The 15,357-nt window shown below is 57.1% G+C and carries 18 protein-coding genes and 1 pseudogene; 16 read left to right on the forward strand and 3 right to left on the reverse strand.

Annotated elements, in window-relative coordinates; translation table 11 throughout:
- The first annotated feature begins 259 nt into the window (after positions 1–259).
- From ACVV26_RS16895 to ACVV26_RS16950, 12 genes are all read left to right on the forward strand, one after another.
- Entirely contained in the window at positions 260–1,336 is a 1,077-nt protein-coding gene (locus ACVV26_RS16895; RefSeq protein WP_474798369.1) for an ATP-grasp domain-containing protein, read from the forward strand.
- A complete protein-coding gene (locus ACVV26_RS16900) occupies positions 1,329–2,450 on the forward strand; it encodes a phosphoribosyltransferase domain-containing protein (RefSeq protein ID WP_474798370.1) in 1,122 nt (373 codons plus the stop codon). Before ACVV26_RS16895 ends, ACVV26_RS16900 begins: the two co-directional genes overlap by 8 nt.
- Positions 2,443–3,222: an HAD family hydrolase gene (locus ACVV26_RS16905; RefSeq protein ID WP_474798371.1), complete on the forward strand. Its 780-nt coding sequence runs from the start codon at positions 2,443–2,445 to the stop codon at positions 3,220–3,222. Before ACVV26_RS16900 ends, ACVV26_RS16905 begins: the two co-directional genes overlap by 8 nt.
- Positions 3,215–4,294 carry a cysteine protease StiP family protein gene (locus ACVV26_RS16910; RefSeq protein ID WP_474798373.1) on the forward strand — a complete coding sequence of 360 codons (1,080 nt, stop codon included), beginning with the start codon at positions 3,215–3,217 and terminating at the stop codon, positions 4,292–4,294. The genes ACVV26_RS16905 and ACVV26_RS16910 overlap by 8 nt, the downstream gene beginning before the upstream one ends.
- Positions 4,294–5,250 (forward strand): HpcH/HpaI aldolase/citrate lyase family protein, encoded by a 957-nt coding sequence (locus ACVV26_RS16915; RefSeq protein ID WP_474798374.1) that lies wholly within the window; start codon positions 4,294–4,296, stop codon positions 5,248–5,250. Before ACVV26_RS16910 ends, ACVV26_RS16915 begins: the two co-directional genes overlap by 1 nt.
- A 138-nt stretch (positions 5,251–5,388) precedes the next feature.
- On the forward strand, positions 5,389–5,865 hold the full coding sequence (locus ACVV26_RS16920; protein WP_474798376.1) for a tellurium resistance protein TerW: 477 nt from the start codon (positions 5,389–5,391) through the stop codon (positions 5,863–5,865).
- A gap of 121 nt (positions 5,866–5,986) precedes the next feature.
- Positions 5,987–6,676, forward strand: coding sequence for an N-acetylmannosamine-6-phosphate 2-epimerase (locus ACVV26_RS16925; protein WP_474798377.1), 690 nt, complete (start codon positions 5,987–5,989; stop codon positions 6,674–6,676).
- Entirely contained in the window at positions 6,673–7,539 is an 867-nt protein-coding gene (gene nanK / locus ACVV26_RS16930; protein WP_474798379.1) for an N-acetylmannosamine kinase, read from the forward strand. The genes ACVV26_RS16925 and nanK overlap by 4 nt, the downstream gene beginning before the upstream one ends.
- A 3-nt stretch (positions 7,540–7,542) precedes the next feature.
- Positions 7,543–8,013: an N-acetylneuraminate anomerase gene (nanQ, locus tag ACVV26_RS16935; RefSeq protein ID WP_474798381.1), complete on the forward strand. Its 471-nt coding sequence runs from the start codon at positions 7,543–7,545 to the stop codon at positions 8,011–8,013.
- 50 nt (positions 8,014–8,063) lie between these two features.
- The gene (gene ccdA, locus ACVV26_RS16940; protein WP_312983641.1) at positions 8,064–8,282 is read left to right on the forward strand and encodes a type II toxin-antitoxin system antitoxin CcdA; all 219 of its coding nucleotides are present in this window, start codon (positions 8,064–8,066) and stop codon (positions 8,280–8,282) included.
- A gap of 1 nt (position 8,283) precedes the next feature.
- A complete protein-coding gene (gene ccdB / locus ACVV26_RS16945; RefSeq protein ID WP_474798383.1) occupies positions 8,284–8,589 on the forward strand; it encodes a type II toxin-antitoxin system toxin CcdB in 306 nt (101 codons plus the stop codon).
- Positions 8,590–8,611: 22 nt separating this feature from the next.
- Positions 8,612–9,487, forward strand: coding sequence for a MurR/RpiR family transcriptional regulator (locus tag ACVV26_RS16950; protein ID WP_474798385.1), 876 nt, complete (start codon positions 8,612–8,614; stop codon positions 9,485–9,487).
- On the opposite strand, the gene ACVV26_RS16955 is transcribed toward ACVV26_RS16950, so the two are convergent.
- The 3 genes from ACVV26_RS16955 to nanR all read right to left on the reverse strand — a co-directional run bounded on the left by ACVV26_RS16955 (position 9,484) and on the right by nanR (position 12,849).
- Positions 9,484–10,974 carry an MFS transporter gene (locus ACVV26_RS16955; protein ID WP_474798386.1) on the reverse strand — a complete coding sequence of 497 codons (1,491 nt, stop codon included), beginning with the start codon at positions 10,972–10,974 and terminating at the stop codon, positions 9,484–9,486. The two genes, ACVV26_RS16950 and ACVV26_RS16955, sit on opposite strands and share 4 nt — an antisense overlap.
- A gap of 60 nt (positions 10,975–11,034) precedes the next feature.
- The gene (gene nanA, locus ACVV26_RS16960; protein WP_474798387.1) at positions 11,035–11,937 is read right to left on the reverse strand and encodes an N-acetylneuraminate lyase; all 903 of its coding nucleotides are present in this window, start codon (positions 11,935–11,937) and stop codon (positions 11,035–11,037) included.
- Between the two features lie 120 nt (positions 11,938–12,057).
- Positions 12,058–12,849 (reverse strand): transcriptional regulator NanR, encoded by a 792-nt coding sequence (gene nanR / locus ACVV26_RS16965; RefSeq protein WP_474798389.1) that lies wholly within the window; start codon positions 12,847–12,849, stop codon positions 12,058–12,060.
- A gap of 346 nt (positions 12,850–13,195) precedes the next feature.
- Between nanR and ACVV26_RS16970 the strand changes: the two are divergent.
- The 4 genes and pseudogenes from ACVV26_RS16970 to ACVV26_RS16985 all read left to right on the forward strand — a co-directional run.
- Positions 13,196–13,393, forward strand: a pseudogene (locus ACVV26_RS16970) (hypothetical protein); the annotation flags it as partial.
- A 169-nt stretch (positions 13,394–13,562) separates the two neighbouring features.
- A complete protein-coding gene (locus ACVV26_RS16975; protein ID WP_474798391.1) occupies positions 13,563–14,465 on the forward strand; it encodes an EamA family transporter in 903 nt (300 codons plus the stop codon).
- A 93-nt stretch (positions 14,466–14,558) separates the two neighbouring features.
- On the forward strand, positions 14,559–14,846 hold the full coding sequence (locus ACVV26_RS16980; RefSeq protein ID WP_474798393.1) for a type II toxin-antitoxin system TacA family antitoxin: 288 nt from the start codon (positions 14,559–14,561) through the stop codon (positions 14,844–14,846).
- Positions 14,834–15,325 carry a GNAT family N-acetyltransferase gene (locus ACVV26_RS16985; protein WP_474798394.1) on the forward strand — a complete coding sequence of 164 codons (492 nt, stop codon included), beginning with the start codon at positions 14,834–14,836 and terminating at the stop codon, positions 15,323–15,325. The genes ACVV26_RS16980 and ACVV26_RS16985 overlap by 13 nt, the downstream gene beginning before the upstream one ends.
- Positions 15,326–15,357: the final 32 nt, after the last annotated feature.

Consider the following 15,357-nt stretch of genomic DNA (forward strand, 5'->3'; position numbering starts at 1 on the left):
ATCATATCATGATGCTGTTAATGAACAAGATCATTTTACCTACCAATTTTTAAAGAAAGGTAAATTACTTATTTTTCATAAAATTAAAAACATACAACGCACAATGATTTACGGAAAAACCTTAACAAAACGCGAAGTAAAACGCAGAAGTAAACCTCGCTAAAATCAGATCATATTATGATTGACAACTTTTTTACCGCTTCCTAGACTTGTAAACTAACTGTAGCCATTCAACTCCGTCCCATCGGTAATAAAAAAAATGACCATTAAAATCTGGCTAATGGAAGGCTTGTCTTCCCAGCGCGACCTGATTAAGGGCATCCGCGCGTTCGCTCATCTTAAGCAGACCGATGTGACGGTGGTTGCGTCGCACCGTAACGATCGCCATGAGATCTTGTCCTTGGCGGATATCGCCCTGATTGAACCGAAAGACGCCGACCAGCGGCTGGCGTTTATCCTTTCCACAGTGAAAAAACTGGGCGTAAAGGCGATCCATACTGGCCGCCACGCCGCCTGGTTTGAAGCCCATCGCCCGGCGATTACCGCCAGCGGCGTAACGCTCACCACCGGTTCTCTCCAGCCCGCCATGTTTGCGCTGGCCGACGACAAAGTCGAATACGCTCACGCTATGGAAAAAGCCGGTCTGCCGGTGGTGCCTTCTCTGCGTGTGGAATCAGTGGATGCGCTGCGTGCGCTGATTGCCCGCTCGCCGTTCGCCAGCAAATCGCTGTGCGTCAAACCGGTGAAAGGCATTTATGGCATGGGATTCTGGCGGTTTGATGAAAGCGTCTCGCCGATGGCGCAGTTTATTAACCCGGACAGCCGCAAAGTAAACGCGCGCTTTTATCTCAGCGCCCTGGAACAGGCCGGCGAATTCGAACCGCTGGTGCTGATGCCCTACCTGCCCGGCCCGGAATATTCAGTGGATATGCTGGTAGAAGACGGCAACGTGCTGGCGGCGGTGGGCCGTCGTAAAGAGGGCTCGTTACAGTATCTGGAAAACCACGGCGATGCTTTCGAACTGGCGAAAGCCTGTGCGCGCCTGATGAAAGCCGATGGGCTGGTCAACGTGCAAACCCGCAACAACGCCAGCGGCAAACCCCTGCTGCTGGAAATCAATATGCGCCCTTCCGGCGGCATCGGTTACACGCAGTTTAGCGGCGTAAACCTGCCCGGCCTGTTCGCCTTCCGCCAGCTTGGGCTGATGAGCCAGCAGGATGTGCTGGATGAAGCGGAACGCGTCTTTGCGCCCGCCATCGTCAGGCCCGTGACCGAGGCGGTCAGCTACCCGCCGGTGCTTGCCAATCAGTTAAGCGAAGAGAATAACCATGAGTGAATTTAGCCGCACGCTTTCCAGCGGCACATTACGCGTGACGCCCACTGGCGGCATGCGACAAGTAGACGAGCTGTTTGAGCTGGCCGAGCGCCGCAATCCGAAGCGCGCCTTTTTGTTCGTCAGCAAAGTGCTGGGCCGTCATATTCCGGTTGCGCCTGGCGTTATGCGATCGGTGTATCGACAGTTGGCGGAGCAGTTTCCCGAACCTGATGCGGGCCCGGTGCTGTTTATCGGTATGGCGGAAACCGCCGTCGGGCTTGGCGCAGGCGTATTTGATGAACTGCGTAATCGGGTGGCGGACCCGGTGTATCTGACTTCGACGCGCCATCCGGTTCCCGGTGAGTTGCTGTGCGAGTTTAAAGAGAACCACAGCCACGCCACGGATCACCTGATCTATCTGCCAGACAACGCCGAACTGCGCCGTCGGGTGGTCAACGCCCGTACACTGGTGTTAATCGACGACGAAGCCACCACCGGCAACACGTTTATTAATTTGCTGGAAGCGTTGCAAAACGCCGGGCTGTCGCAGTTAACCCAGGTGGTTGCGGTCACCCTCACTGACTGGAGCGGCGATGCGCTGGCGCGGCGTTGCACGCTGCCCGTGACTACCGTCTCGCTGGTGCAGGGCGACTGGCACTGGGAGCCGAATCCTGATGCGCCGGTTCCGGTGATGCCTGCGGTAAACATCACGGCGGCGGGTAGCGTACCGATTACCGGCCCGCAACGCTGGGGGCGGCTGGGTATGGATACGCCAGCGGCGGATCTGGGCGCGCATATCCTTCCCCGGGCCGGTGAAAAGATCCTGGTACTGGGCACCAGCGAATTTGTCTGGGAACCGTTTTTGCTGGCGGAACGGCTGGAAAAAGCCGGGGCTGAGGTCAAATACAGTTCCACCACCCGCTCGCCGATCGCGACCGGGTTCGCCATCCAGTCCGCCATTGCCTTTACCGACAATTACGGCCTCGGCATCCCCAATTTTGTTTATAACGTTGCGCACCAGCAGTTCGACCGCATTTTACTGTGCGCAGAAACCCCCGCTACCAGCATCGATGCGGTGTTGCTGGATGCGCTACGCCAGGTTGCGCCCCGCGTAGAGGTGATTAGCTATGAATAGACCGGTGATATTTTCCGATCTCGACGACACGTTATTCCAGACCCGCCGCAAAATGGTGGACGAGCTGGATCTGGCCCCATTTCGCACCGGCGCGCTGGATCGCAGCCTTGAGCCGCGCAGTTTTATGACCGAAGAGCAGGCAATGCTGGTGGACTGGATGCTGGAGCACGCCGAGCTGATCCCGGTGACCGCGCGCGGCACCGAAGAGATCGCCCGCGTCACCATCCCGTTCCGCTCGTGGGCGGTGACCACCCACGGCGCGGTGATCCTCGACCCGCAAGGCCATCCCGACGACACCTGGAAGTCGTTGATGCTGGCGAAATTACAGCCTTATGCAGACAAACTGCTCGCCATGCAAAGCGCGATTACCGAGCTGATGGCGGCGCGCAATATCAACGGCTGGGCGCGGATTAACTACGAATACGGCGACGTGCCGGTGTATCTGGTCATGAAACACCGCGACAGCACCCGGCTGGACGAACTCAACGCCATCGCCGACGAAATCGAACAGACTTTCCCCACCGAGGGCTACTACATCCATCGCAACAGCAATAACGTCGCCTGGCTGCCAACGGTGGTGGAAAAAGGGCTGGCGGTCACTTATCTGCTGGAAAAACTGCGCCAGCAGCGTGGGGTTTTCCCGGTGATTGGCCTCGGGGACAGCTTAAGCGACCACCGCTTTATGCGGCTCTGCACCTGGTTTGGCCTGCCGCGCCAGAGCCAGTTTGCCCAGCGCATCACACAAACGCTGTTTGGAGAACTGTATGACTGATTTCACGCCGTTTTCCGGCTCTTACGCTGCGCAGGACGTCCACTTTTTACTCAACCCGGTCGAGCTGGAAATGACGCCGGTTGACCAGAAAGAGCAGTTGATCCAATCCGGCGCGCGCCACTATTCGGAAATGCTCAGCCAGGAGCCGGAACCTACCGCCTGGCATCTGGATATTTTCTCCCAGGCGCTGGATCGCGGCGCGGAGCGCTTAGCCAAAGAGGTGGTGATGCTGGCACAGGCGCTGGCGGAACGCTTCGGCGATGCGCCGATTGTTCTGGCAAGCCTGGTGCGCGCGGGCGTGCCGCTGGGCGTAATGCTGCATCAGACCCTGCGCGAGATGGGCAAAGAATCTCATCATTACGGCATCAGCATCATCCGCGACCGGGGCATTGATGAAACCGCGCTGGCGTGGATTGAAGCGCGCCACGGCAGCGACGGCATTGTATTTGTGGACGGCTGGACCGGGAAAGGCGCGATTTCCGGCGAGCTGCGGCGCAGTTTGCAACATCGTGCTGGCTACCCGCAACAGCCGCGCCTCGCGGTGCTGGCCGATCCGTGCGGCAAAGCGTGGCTTACCGCCAGCGATGACGACTGGCTAATCCCGTTCGGCATTATGGGCGCGCCGGTGTCCGGCATGATTTCCCGCTCCATCTGGTCCGCCGAAGGTTTACACGGCTGTGTGATTTGCGATCACCTGGCGCAATTCGAATGCAGCCGGATGCTGGTGGATACCGTGGCGCAATACCGCCAGCGCCTGGATTTCAGCGCGCTGCCGCGCGGCGACCTGTCGGCGGCGAGAAAAACGCAGCTTCAGCAGCAAAGCGAATGCGTCATCCAGACGCTGGCAGAAACCTACCAGATTTCCAGTATCAACCGCATCAAGCCCGGCATCGCCGAAGCCACCCGCGCGGTATTGCGCCGGGTGCCGGACCATGTGCTGGTACGCTCCGTAGACGATCCTGACGTGGCGCTGCTGGTCTACCTGGCGCGGGAAAAAGGCATCGCCATTACCGAAGTGGGCGACGCCATCGGCCAGTATCGGGCAGTCACAATCATTAAAAAGGTGCTCTGATGGATAAACGGCTTTCACCCTGGCGTCTGGGCGCGACGTTGTATATGCCCGCGACCCGCACCGATATTGCTGACGCCATCCTGAACAATAAAATCAGCGGGCTGCGCTCGCTGGTGATTTGCCTGGAAGACGCGGTCAGCGAAGGCGATATTCCGCAAGCGCTGGAAAATTTACGCGCGTTGCTGATCCAACTCACGCAAGCGAAAGCCGCCCAGGGCAACGCGAGTTGGCCGCTGGTGTTTATCAGGCCGCGCGATACCGTGATGGGCGAGCGGCTGGTGCAGGAGATGGACCTCAGCGCCATTGACGGCTTCGTGCTGCCGAAATTCACGCTGGCCTCGCTGCCCGCCTGGTGGCGCATCCTTGAACCCACCGACTTATGCATGATGCCGACGCTGGAAACCGAAGAAGTGTTCGATGTGGTGCAGATGCGCGAGCTGGCCACCACGCTGGTGGATCACCCATGTCACTCACGGATCATCGCCCTGCGTATCGGCGGCAACGATCTGATGAACGTGATTTCCCTGCGCCGTTCGCGCCATCTGACGCTGTACGACGGCCCGATGGGCTATGCGATCAAAATGCTGGTGGCGGTTTTCGCCTCGCGCGATTTTGCCCTGACCGCGCCGGTATGCGAGCACATCGACGATCACCAGATCATGGACCGCGAGCTGGCGCTGGATATGGCCCACGGGCTGGTAGGCAAAACCGCGATCCATCCGAATCAAATCAGCAAGATCGAAGCGGCGTTGATGGTGTCGCCCACCGATCACGCCGATGCGCTGCGTATTTTGAACTCCACCCAGGCGGTGTTTAAATCCCAGGGCGCGATGTGCGAACCGGCGACCCATCGCCGCTGGGCATCGGGTATTCTTGCCCGCGCGCAGGTTTACGGCATCGCCAGCGAGCAGGCGCAGGACAGCATTCGACTGCTCACCGCCACGGTGAAAAATTAGCCAATATGCAATCGATGGACAACGAGACGCATTTTTTTACAGGGAATACGTTGCCAGCCTCCGGGCGTTTGGCGATGATTTTGCGCCGCGTCGTCTGGCACGAGGAACTTAAACTTTGAACGCAGGCTGTTTTTCATTATGCAACTGAGTACGCGACAAGCCCGAGTCTATACGCTGGCCACCCTGCTGGGGCCGGGCAAGCCTGTCTCCGCCGCCAAAATCATCGCGACGCTGGCCTGCTCTGAACCCACCCTGACCCGGGTGCTCAAAGAGCTCAGAGAATTTTACTCCGCTGAAATCAAATACAGCAAAGCGCACCACACTTACCAACTCACCAGCCCTGGACTGCTGGATAAAAAACAGCTGCGCCGCATGGGCGAAGCGCTGAACGTTAATGCCGAGCGTAAATCCAGCGAACCCGTCAGCTATGTCTCTCTGGATAAAGAGAAGAAAAAAGCCGTTTCGCTGTCGCTGAAAATGTCGATCCTGCAAAAAATCGAGCTGCTGGCGCTGCTCAGCAATATCACCCGCAGTGAAGCCGTGGAGATGATCGTCGGGGAATATGCCGATCGGTTGATCCGCGAAATCAAAGCCGAGCAAAAAGCGGGCGAGTAATCCCCGCGCCAAAAACCCAACCCACTTCACATAACCTGGTATGAAAGGTTGCAGCCCCCCCGCACGCTCTTTATCTTCATTTGGAGTGTAATTTCATATTCAGGTAACAAGTGGAGTAATCATGTCATTGCTCATGCAGTTGGAAAATCGCATCTCTCACCTCGGCGGGCTCATCGTCTCCTGCCAGCCAGTACCGGGCAGCCCGCTTGATAAGCCGGAGATTGTCGCGGCCATGGCGCTGGCGGCGGAACAGGCGGGCGCGGCGGGGTTGCGCATTGAAGGTATCGATAATCTTAAAGCCACGCGCGCCGTGGTGAGTGCGCCGATTATCGGCATTATCAAACGCGACCTACCGGACTTCCCGGTACGCATCACCCCGTGGCTGGAGGATGTCGACGCCCTTGCTGCTGCCGGGGCCGATATCATCGCCTTTGATGGCACCGCGCGACCGCGCCCGGCAAGCGTTGAGGATGTGCTGGCGCGTATTCATCAGCACGGCCTGCTGGCGATGGCGGACTGCTCTACGCAGGAGGACGGCCTGCATTGCCACCAGTTGGGCACAGAGCTTATCGGCACCACGCTGTCCGGCTATACCACCGACGTCACGCCCAAAGAGCCGGATCTGGCGCTGGTCTCGGCGCTGGCGGCCAAAGGCTGCCGGGTGATGGCGGAAGGCCGCTACAACTCGCCGGAACTGGCGGCACAGGCGCTGCGCCACGGCGCATTCGCCGTCACCGTCGGCTCGGCAATCACCCGGCTCGAGCATGTTTGCCAGTGGTTCCGGGACGCCATACAGGACGTGAAAAAATGACCACCCTGGCGATAGACATTGGCGGCACCAAACTGGCAGCCGCGCTGATCGACAATGGCTTAACCCTGCTCACGCGCCGTGAATTGCCGACACCCGCCAGCAAAACCCCCGAGGCGCTGGAGACGGCGCTGCGCGGGCTGGTCACCCCGCTTGCCGCACAGGCCACGCGCTTCGCCATCGCCTCCACCGGGATTATTCAGGATGGCGTATTGACGTCGATTAACCCCGCTAACCTCGGCGGGCTGGAAAACTTCCCCCTCACCCAAACCCTGACGCAAATCACCGGCCTGCCGGGCATCGCCCTGAACGACGCCCAGGCCGCCGCGTGGGCGGAATACCAGGCGCTGTCGGCGACCGTCGAACACATGGTGTTTTTAACCGTCTCTACCGGCGTCGGCGGCGGCGTTATCAGCCACGGCAAACTGTTACAGGGCCCTGGCGGGCTGGCCGGGCATCTGGGCCACACTCTCGCCGATCCAAACGGACCGCGCTGCGGCTGTGGGCGGATTGGCTGTGTGGAAGCCTTCGCCTCCGGGCGAGGGATTGCCGCCGCCGCGCGCGATGATTTAGCCGGGCTGGATGCAAAAGCCATTTTTGCCCACGCGCAGCAGGGCCATCCCCAGGCGCTGGCGCTTGTCGAACGGTCTGCCCGCACCCTGGCACGCTTAATCGCCGATATCAAAGCCGCTTTTGACTGCCAGTGCGTGGTGATTGGCGGCAGCGTCGGCCTCGCGCCGGGCTATCTGGATCGCGTCAAAACCGCGCTGGCGCAGGAGCCGGCGGTTTATCACGTCGAACTGCTGCCCGCCCACTGCCGCCAGGACGCCGGGTTACTGGGTGCAGCTTTATTCGCAAAGGAGTAACGGATGTTTACAGGCCATATCGACCATTTAGCGGCGGCAGGCTTAGCCCAACCGCTGTACGACGCTATCGTTCAGGCGCTGGCGGAAAACCCGGCGCAAAAGCAGCCGGACAGCTACACCCTGGACGGCGAACGGCTATTTATGAACGTGATGACGCTGACCACCCAGCCGCCGCAGGAGAAAAAAGCCGAGCTGCACCGCGCGTATATTGATATTCAACTGCTGTTGGAAGGCTGCGAAACCGTGCATTACGGCATCGCAGAGAGCGCGCGCGAGCTGAAGGAGTGGCACCCGGAGCAGGATTACCAGCTGTGCAACGCCATCCACAATGCCCAGACCCTCACGCTGGAACCGGGCATGTTCGCCATCTTTATGCCCGGCGAACCGCACAAGCCCGGCTGCCACGACTGGCTTCGCGCACCGCTGAAAAAAGTAGTGATCAAACTGCACCGGGATGCGCTGTTCCTGGGTTGACTGGTATATACTGACATGCATACGACAAGTATGCATGTGGAGTATGTACTATGAAGCAGCGAATCACGGTTACCATTGATAGCGATAACTATCAGTTGCTTAAAGCCGCAGACGTTAATATTTCGGGCCTGGTTAATAGCGCCATGCAGAATGAAGCCCGTCGTCTTCGTGCCGAACGCTGGCAGACTGAAAATCAGGAAGGCATGGCTGAAGTAGCCCGCTTTATCGACGCAAACGGATCTTTTGCAGACGAAAACAGGGACTGGTGATATGCAATTCCGGGTATATAGCTACAAGCGGGAGAGCCGCTACAGTCTGTTCGTTGATGTCCAGAGTGACATTATTGATACGCCAGGACGGCGTATGGTGATCCCATTAGCCAGCGCCCGTTTACTGTCCGATAAAGTTTCCCGCGAGCTTTACCCGGTTGTGCCTATCGGAGATGAGCACTATCGGGTAATGACCACCGATATGGCCAGTGTCCCGGCCGCGGTCATCGGCGAGGAAGTTGCCGATCTGAGCAAATGGGAAAATGACATTAAAAACGCGATTAACCTGATGTTCTGGGGGATCTGACGGAAGCCCGTTCAGGATAGCGATGAATCATACACCCGACACCTTCACTATGCCGCCACTGCAACCCGGTAAAATCCTCGCCACCCTCGGGGCGATGCAAAGCAGCCTGAGCCGCACCAGCCAGCGCATCGCCCAGTTTATTTTGCAAAACCCGCAGCGGGTCACCCTGTTGACCGTCGCCGGGCTGGCGCAGGATACCCAGGCGGGCGAAGCGTCCATCGTGCGGTTTTGCCGCCTGCTGGGGTTTCGCGGCTTTCAGGATTTTAAACGCGACCTCACCATCGAACTGGCTCGCAGCGATGGGATGCTGGATGCCGATATCACGCCGGATGATGACGTGGACGCCATCAGCGCCAAACTTCAGGAAACGGTGAGCAGCGTGCTGGCGCAAACCCGCACCCTGCTGGATGCGCACCAGGTGCGGCGGGCGGTGGATGCGCTGCTTAACGCCGGGACGGTGTACCTGTTCGGCGTGGGGTCGTCGGGGATCTGCGCCCAGGAGATGAAGCACAAGCTGATGCGGGTGGGCTTGCGAGCGGTGGCGTTGCAGGATAATCACGAGATGGCGATGCAGGCGGCGTTGCTGCGGCCCGACGATGTGGCTATCGCTATCAGCCATTCCGGCGCGTCACCGGAAACGGTAAAGGCGTTACGGCTGGCGAAAGCCGCCAGCGCAACCACCGTGGCGTTGACGCATAATCTCGCCACGCCGCTGCTGGAACAGGCCGATATCACGCTCATTAATGGCCATCATCAGGGGGAATTGCAGGGCGACTCGCTGGCTACCCGTGTGGCGCAGGCATTTGTGCTCGATATGCTGTACAGCCTGCTGGTGCAGGCTCGCCCGGAACAGGCCCGGGCGAATAAGTTAAAGACAATGGCGGCGCTTAAGCCTTAGCTCTTGCTTTTCACCAGTTCACGCGGCTTTACGCTTTTTACCACCGCGCCGCTAAAGGGTTTGCCGTCGATGGCATCGTGGGTGCGCAGGGCTTCAGGACGCACCCAGCGCTGAACGCGGGACGGCATATCCAGGCCAATCAGCAGGATCACGACAAACGTCAGGCTGAAGGAGAGCGAACCGAGCGCCGTCCCCAAATCAAGGCGTTGGGCAATCAGCGCACCAATAATCGGCGCTAACGCCCCGCCCAGCGCGCCAACGTTGTAGGTAAAGCCCAGCCCGGCAGCGCGCTGATCGGTATCGAAGTAGCCACCGATCAGCTTCGGCAGAATTCCCGAAATCCCCTGCCCGAGCATCTGCTGGAAAAACAGCAGCAGGCCCAGCACCCAGACGTTGGCGCCGCCGATGGCAAACACCGGGATAATCAATAGCTGAGACGCCAGCAGGCTACAGACGTAGGCTTTACGAGTACCGAGCCAGTCGCCCAGGAAACCGCCCACGCAACAGCCCACTGCCGCGCCGAACCCGCTAAAGAACAGTACCCGCGCTACCGTGGCCGGATCGTAGGCCAGTTCGGTTTTCAGATAAGTCGGCAGCAGCGCCTGAATCGGCCACGAGTAGAGGAACGCGAACAGCACCACTACCATCAGCGTCACGCCGGTCGGCCAGCGCTTACCGCTGCCCTGCACCATAAAGCTGATAAAAATCGCCGCACACAGCAAACCGAGCGCCGCCACAATCGCCGCGTTGTTCAACTGGCCCGCGAAGCAGAACCACAAGGCGGTTGCCGCCGCAATCGTCAGCAGTACGTTAAGGACGCGATGCTCGCCGCGATAGAGGATATCCACCATAGTGCGCACCGGCGCTTTGCCCGCGTGTTTTTGCTTCCAGTCTTCGGCTTCAGGGATATTTTTACGCAACCACAGGGCGAAGATAATCGGCAGAATGCCGATGAAAAACAGCGCGCGCCAGCCCCAGACCGGGACCACCAGGCTGTATACCTGCGCCGCGACCACCGCGCCGACCGAGAACCCGGAAATCAAAAAGCCGCTGGCTTTGTTACGCAGATGCTTTGGCCAGCTTTCAATGACATACGTCGCGCTGGAGCCGTATTCGCCCGCCATCCCCATGCCGATCACCAGACGGGCGATAAACATGGTGGTGTAACCGGGCGCGAGGCCGCAGGCCAGCGTCCCCACCGAAAACAGCACAATACTCGACACCATCGCCAGGCGGCGGCCATAGCGGTCGCCCATCGCGCCCAGCATCAGGCCGCCAAACCAGCGGGAAATAAACGCGGCGGAAATCAGGCTGGCGGCCTGCACCGTCGTTAAACCGAATTCTCCCTGAATTTCGGTCAGTACCAGGGCAATCAGGACAAAATCAAAACCATCAAGCAAATACCCCAACCAGGCGGCGGAAAATGCCCGCCACTGACTCCGGTTGAGGTGGCGATACCACGGGATATTTTGGGTAGTGATACTCATATGAGTCTCCCGAAACGCGTCTTGTAGGGTAGGTGCCGGATGGCTCCGGCATCCGGTTTTTTATTTCAGTTGTTGTTTTTCTTGTTGGAGCTTTTGCGCTAAGGCTTTCAGTTCAGGCAGATATTTTTCATCCACCGGCGCGAACGGTTTACGGCACAGCGGCGAGGCCACCACGTCCATATAGTGCAGCACGGTTTTCAGGCCGCGGAACACGCCGGTTTTAATCAGCAGGTCGATGACTTCGTTACACTGGGTCTGCAAGCGCTGCGCCTGGGCGATGTCCCCTTCCTTCAGCGCGTTCACAATGCCCTGGTAGCGCCAGCCCATAATGTTATAGGTGCTGCCGATACCGCCGTCAGCCCCCGCCAGCAGGCCAGATGCGAAAATTTCGTCATAGCCGTTGTAAAGCACCAAATCCGGATGCGCGCGGCGGATTTGCTCCATCTGGTACAGATCGCCGGAGGTCTGCTTCAGCGCGCCAACGCCAGGCAGCGTCACCAGCGTATTGATCTGATCAAGGCTGAGCTTCACGCCGCTGAGCGCCGGAATGTTATACACCACCATCGGCAATCCATTTGCAGAATCAATAATCGCGCGATAGTGATCGCAATGCTCCTCAAAGCTGAACGGATAGTAAAACGGCGTGACCGCTGAGACGGCATCGAAGCCGTAACGGCTGGCGGCATCGGCCAGTTGCTGGCTTTCCCCGGTGCTGACGGTGCCGACGTGGGCAATCAGCGTAATTTTCCCTTTGGCTTCTTCAGCAACAATTTCAAGCACTTCTTCGCGCTCAGCGATGTTCTGGACAAAGGCTTCGCCGGTTGAACCACCGACATACAGCCCGTCGATCCCTTGGTCAATATTGAACCGCACCAGACGGCGCAGGCTCTCGGTATCCAGTCTCTGGTGTTGATCAAACGGCGTAAGCAGTGCGGGCATAACCCCTTTTAATGTGGCAGACATAGCAACCTCATGAATGATGAATGTGACGTAACTATATACCTTTATACCTGTTATACCAGAACGAAAAAGCGCCACTTTCGGGGAAAGATTCAGAATGGGATCTACTTCACTAAACGATCGTTACGCTTTCTTGCGGGATTTTTTGCTTTGCTCGAAGGCGTGACGTGCAGCGAAAACGCTGTTGAGATGGTCATGCAACGCCCGATCCGCCGCATCGGGATCGCGATTGCGGATCGCGTCGACGATAACGATATGCTGCTGGTAGCTCACGTTATTATGCTGATAAAGCTCATCATCCGGCACCGTGGGGCGTGCGGCGATCAGCCAGTCAAGCAGGGCGACATGGATCGCCATAAAGATCGGGTTGCCGGGGATTTCCGCCAGTACCCGGTGGAATTCAACGTCTGAACGGATAAACGCGGCGTTGTCATCCAGCGACTGGCTGTTAAGCTCCAGCGCCTTCGCCAGCCGTTCGACCTGCCGATCGGTAGCGTGCTGGGCAGCGTGGCGCACCAGGCTGGATTCAAAGAACAGGCGCAACTGCTCAAAATGGCCGATGCCTTCGGGATGCGCCAGGAAATCTTTCGCCATGCCGGACAGTTCGCTGATGATGGTATCAGCGGAAGGCCGGGATACGCGGGCGCGCTCGCCGTTATTAATCTGCACCAGCCCTTTGCGCTTCAGCGCCGCCAGCGCTTCACGCACCGAGGGGCGGCCAACGTTGAAAAAGGTCATTAATTCGCGTTCTGACGGGAGCTGCTCGCCTTCGGAAAACTCGCGGCGGCGGATCATCTGCTCCAGCTCTTCTTCCACCATTTCAGACAATTTCACGCGCGCCAGCGGGCGACGGCGCAATGCGCTGCCGATGGTATGGGAAGTGTCTTTTGGGGATTGATCGCCAGTATCTTTCATAAACGTCGTATTAATGAACAGTGACAGGGTGTTATGGATAAAAACGCATCATAGCACGGATTTAAAAGGGTGGCGAAAGCGCCAGCGCATATCTGTGCACGGATTGTCGCTATCACGATAAGCAGTGCAATTGTCATTATTCAGATAACAATAAATGAAGCGATAAACCGCGTTGTAAAGTTAGCTATCAATTATTGTTATTATTTTACTCACGCACGGATAAAATGCGTAAACCTCATTATTTATTTGCGGTTATTCGTATTAATCCGATGGGTTATTTCTACCTTAAAAAACTATCTTAGTTTCACACCTGAATTATCAGGATAATTATTTATAAGGTTAGATGATGAAAAAGTTAATTATGATGGCAGGTTGTATCGTATTTGTTGGCCTGGTCGCGGGCTGCTCCAGCGCGGCGCAGCGCCAGGCTGACTGCGAGGCTAAAGGCATTAGCCGTGATACCTGCTATTTAGCGGAACAGCAGCGCCAGTCAGCGATCCTGTCCGCATCAGAAAAACAAGCAATGGAAAATGCCCAGCAGGCCGTAAAATAACCCCTGCTATTATTAAGCCCGCCCGGTGAATAGCCGTGGCGGGTTTTATCGTGAATACCCCCCAAACTTTGCAGTGCATTTCCGGCACGACGGCTGAAGCATCAATTATTAATACTATGTTATGCTTTAGCGGCTTATTAACATGACTGCCGGGAAACAAATGAGTTACGCAAAAAAAGGGATGCTGTACGTTCTGCTCGCCGCCATATTCTGGGGAAGTTCCGGCGTGGCCGCGCAGTACATTATGGAGCAAAGCCAGATATCCGCGCCGTTTCTGACCATGATCCGCCTGCTGTTTAGCGGTTTCATTCTCCTGACGCTCTCCTTTATGCAGGGCGATAAAATTTTCGCGATGTTCAAAATCCGCCGTGACGCCATCAGCCTGATTATTTTCTCCCTGTTCGGCGCGCTGCTGGTCCAGTTCACATTTCTGGTCGCCATTGAGAAATCCAACGCCGCCACGGCCACAATCTTGCAGTTCTTGTCGCCGACCATCATTGTGATGTGGTTTGCCGCTATCCTGAAAAAACGCCCGTCGCGCTACGTGATGATGGCGGTGGTGACATCGCTTACCGGCACGTTTCTGCTGGTCACCCACGGTAACCCAACTTCGCTGTCAATATCCGGCGCCGCGCTGTTCTGGGGCATCGCCTCGGCGTTTGCCGCCGCGTTTTACACCACCTATCCCTCTAAGCTTATCGGCCAGTACGGCACGTTGCCGATCGTCGGCTGGAGTATGTTAATTGGCGGCGCGGCGCTGCTGCCGTTCTATTCCGGCCAGCACAACGGCGTGACCGTTAACAGCCACGTGCTGATGGCGTTTTTCTATCTGGTCGTCGTGGGCACTGCCCTCACCTTCAGCATTTACCTGAAAGGCGCGCAGATGATCGGCGGCCCGAAAGCCAGCATCTTGAGCTGCGCGGAACCGCTAAGTAGCGCGCTGCTGTCCCTGGCGCTGCTGGGGATTTCGTTTACGTTGCCAGACTGGCTGGGCACGCTGATGATTTTGTCATCCGTGGCGTTGATTTCGCTGGATTCGCGCAGGAAGGTGCGCCCGGCGTAAAAAAGGTTGAGATTGAGTTTTTTAATTTAAGGCAATAAGACTCAAAATCCGTATAGCGTTTGCTATACGGTAGGTATAAGCTATGTGTACCATATGCTATACAAGGAATACCTGATGAAATCTGATGTGCAACTCAACATTCGAGCCAAAGAAGCTCAGCGTGCTTTGATTGATACAGCAGCGGCCATTCTCCATAAATCGCGTACCGACTTTATACTTGAGACCGCCTGTCAGGCTGCTGAACACATTATCCTTGATCGACGGATGTTCAACCTTAATGATAAACAATACGCCGAATTTATCGAAATGCTGGATGCGCCCGTCACAGAGAACCCGGCACTTGATGCGCTTCTGGTGAGAAAACCTCAGTGGGAAAAATAACCTCTCCGGTAACACTCAATGCAGCACATATTCTTTCAGAGTTTCGCTGTGGGGAAGCCGTGCTGGATGATTGGATCAGACTTCGGGGATTAAAAAATCAATCCACGGGTGCAGCAAGAACGTTTATTGTGTGCAGAGAGAATACTTCGCAGGTGGTCGGCTTTTACTCTTTGGCAACCGGTAGTGTAACTCATGCTGTCGCGCCCGGCGGTCTTCGTCGAAATATGCCTGATCCCATCCCCGTCATCATACTGGCAAAACTTGCTGTCGATGTAAATTTCCATGGCAAGGGCCTTGGCGCAGATTTACTCCATGATGCTGTGTTACGCATTTGTCGGGTGGCAGAGAATATTGGCGTGCGGGCCGTTATGGTTCATGCTCTGTCTGACTCGGCAAAACAGTTTTATCAGCATCATGGTTTTTTACCCTCTCTTACCCAGGAAAAAACGCTTTTTTTACGGTTGCCGGTTGTCCCTTAGGCGAGCAAGATAAGGTGGCTTTCGCCACCCTT

This window comes from Atlantibacter sp. MEI4A-1023 (assembly GCF_056155425.1).

Excerpts from the sequence above, each read along its gene's own strand:
- ACVV26_RS16895 (WP_474798369.1), top strand. The coding sequence starts at position 260 with ATGACCATTAAAATCTGGCTAATGGAAGGCTTGTCTTCCCAGCGCGAC.
- ACVV26_RS16900 (WP_474798370.1), top strand. The coding sequence starts at position 1,329 with ATGAGTGAATTTAGCCGCACGCTTTCCAGCGGCACATTACGCGTGACG.
- ACVV26_RS16905 (WP_474798371.1), top strand. The coding sequence starts at position 2,443 with ATGAATAGACCGGTGATATTTTCCGATCTCGACGACACGTTATTCCAG.
- ACVV26_RS16910 (WP_474798373.1), top strand. The coding sequence starts at position 3,215 with ATGACTGATTTCACGCCGTTTTCCGGCTCTTACGCTGCGCAGGACGTC.
- ACVV26_RS16915 (WP_474798374.1), top strand. The coding sequence starts at position 4,294 with ATGGATAAACGGCTTTCACCCTGGCGTCTGGGCGCGACGTTGTATATG.
- ACVV26_RS16920 (WP_474798376.1), top strand. The coding sequence starts at position 5,389 with ATGCAACTGAGTACGCGACAAGCCCGAGTCTATACGCTGGCCACCCTG.
- ACVV26_RS16925 (WP_474798377.1), top strand. The coding sequence starts at position 5,987 with ATGTCATTGCTCATGCAGTTGGAAAATCGCATCTCTCACCTCGGCGGG.
- nanK (WP_474798379.1), top strand. The coding sequence starts at position 6,673 with ATGACCACCCTGGCGATAGACATTGGCGGCACCAAACTGGCAGCCGCG.
- nanQ (WP_474798381.1), top strand. The coding sequence starts at position 7,543 with ATGTTTACAGGCCATATCGACCATTTAGCGGCGGCAGGCTTAGCCCAA.
- ccdA (WP_312983641.1), top strand. The coding sequence starts at position 8,064 with ATGAAGCAGCGAATCACGGTTACCATTGATAGCGATAACTATCAGTTG.
- ccdB (WP_474798383.1), top strand. The coding sequence starts at position 8,284 with ATGCAATTCCGGGTATATAGCTACAAGCGGGAGAGCCGCTACAGTCTG.
- ACVV26_RS16950 (WP_474798385.1), top strand. The coding sequence starts at position 8,612 with ATGAATCATACACCCGACACCTTCACTATGCCGCCACTGCAACCCGGT.
- ACVV26_RS16955 (WP_474798386.1), bottom strand. The coding sequence starts at position 10,974 with ATGAGTATCACTACCCAAAATATCCCGTGGTATCGCCACCTCAACCGG.
- nanA (WP_474798387.1), bottom strand. The coding sequence starts at position 11,937 with ATGTCTGCCACATTAAAAGGGGTTATGCCCGCACTGCTTACGCCGTTT.
- nanR (WP_474798389.1), bottom strand. The coding sequence starts at position 12,849 with ATGAAAGATACTGGCGATCAATCCCCAAAAGACACTTCCCATACCATC.
- ACVV26_RS16975 (WP_474798391.1), top strand. The coding sequence starts at position 13,563 with ATGAGTTACGCAAAAAAAGGGATGCTGTACGTTCTGCTCGCCGCCATA.
- ACVV26_RS16980 (WP_474798393.1), top strand. The coding sequence starts at position 14,559 with ATGCTATACAAGGAATACCTGATGAAATCTGATGTGCAACTCAACATT.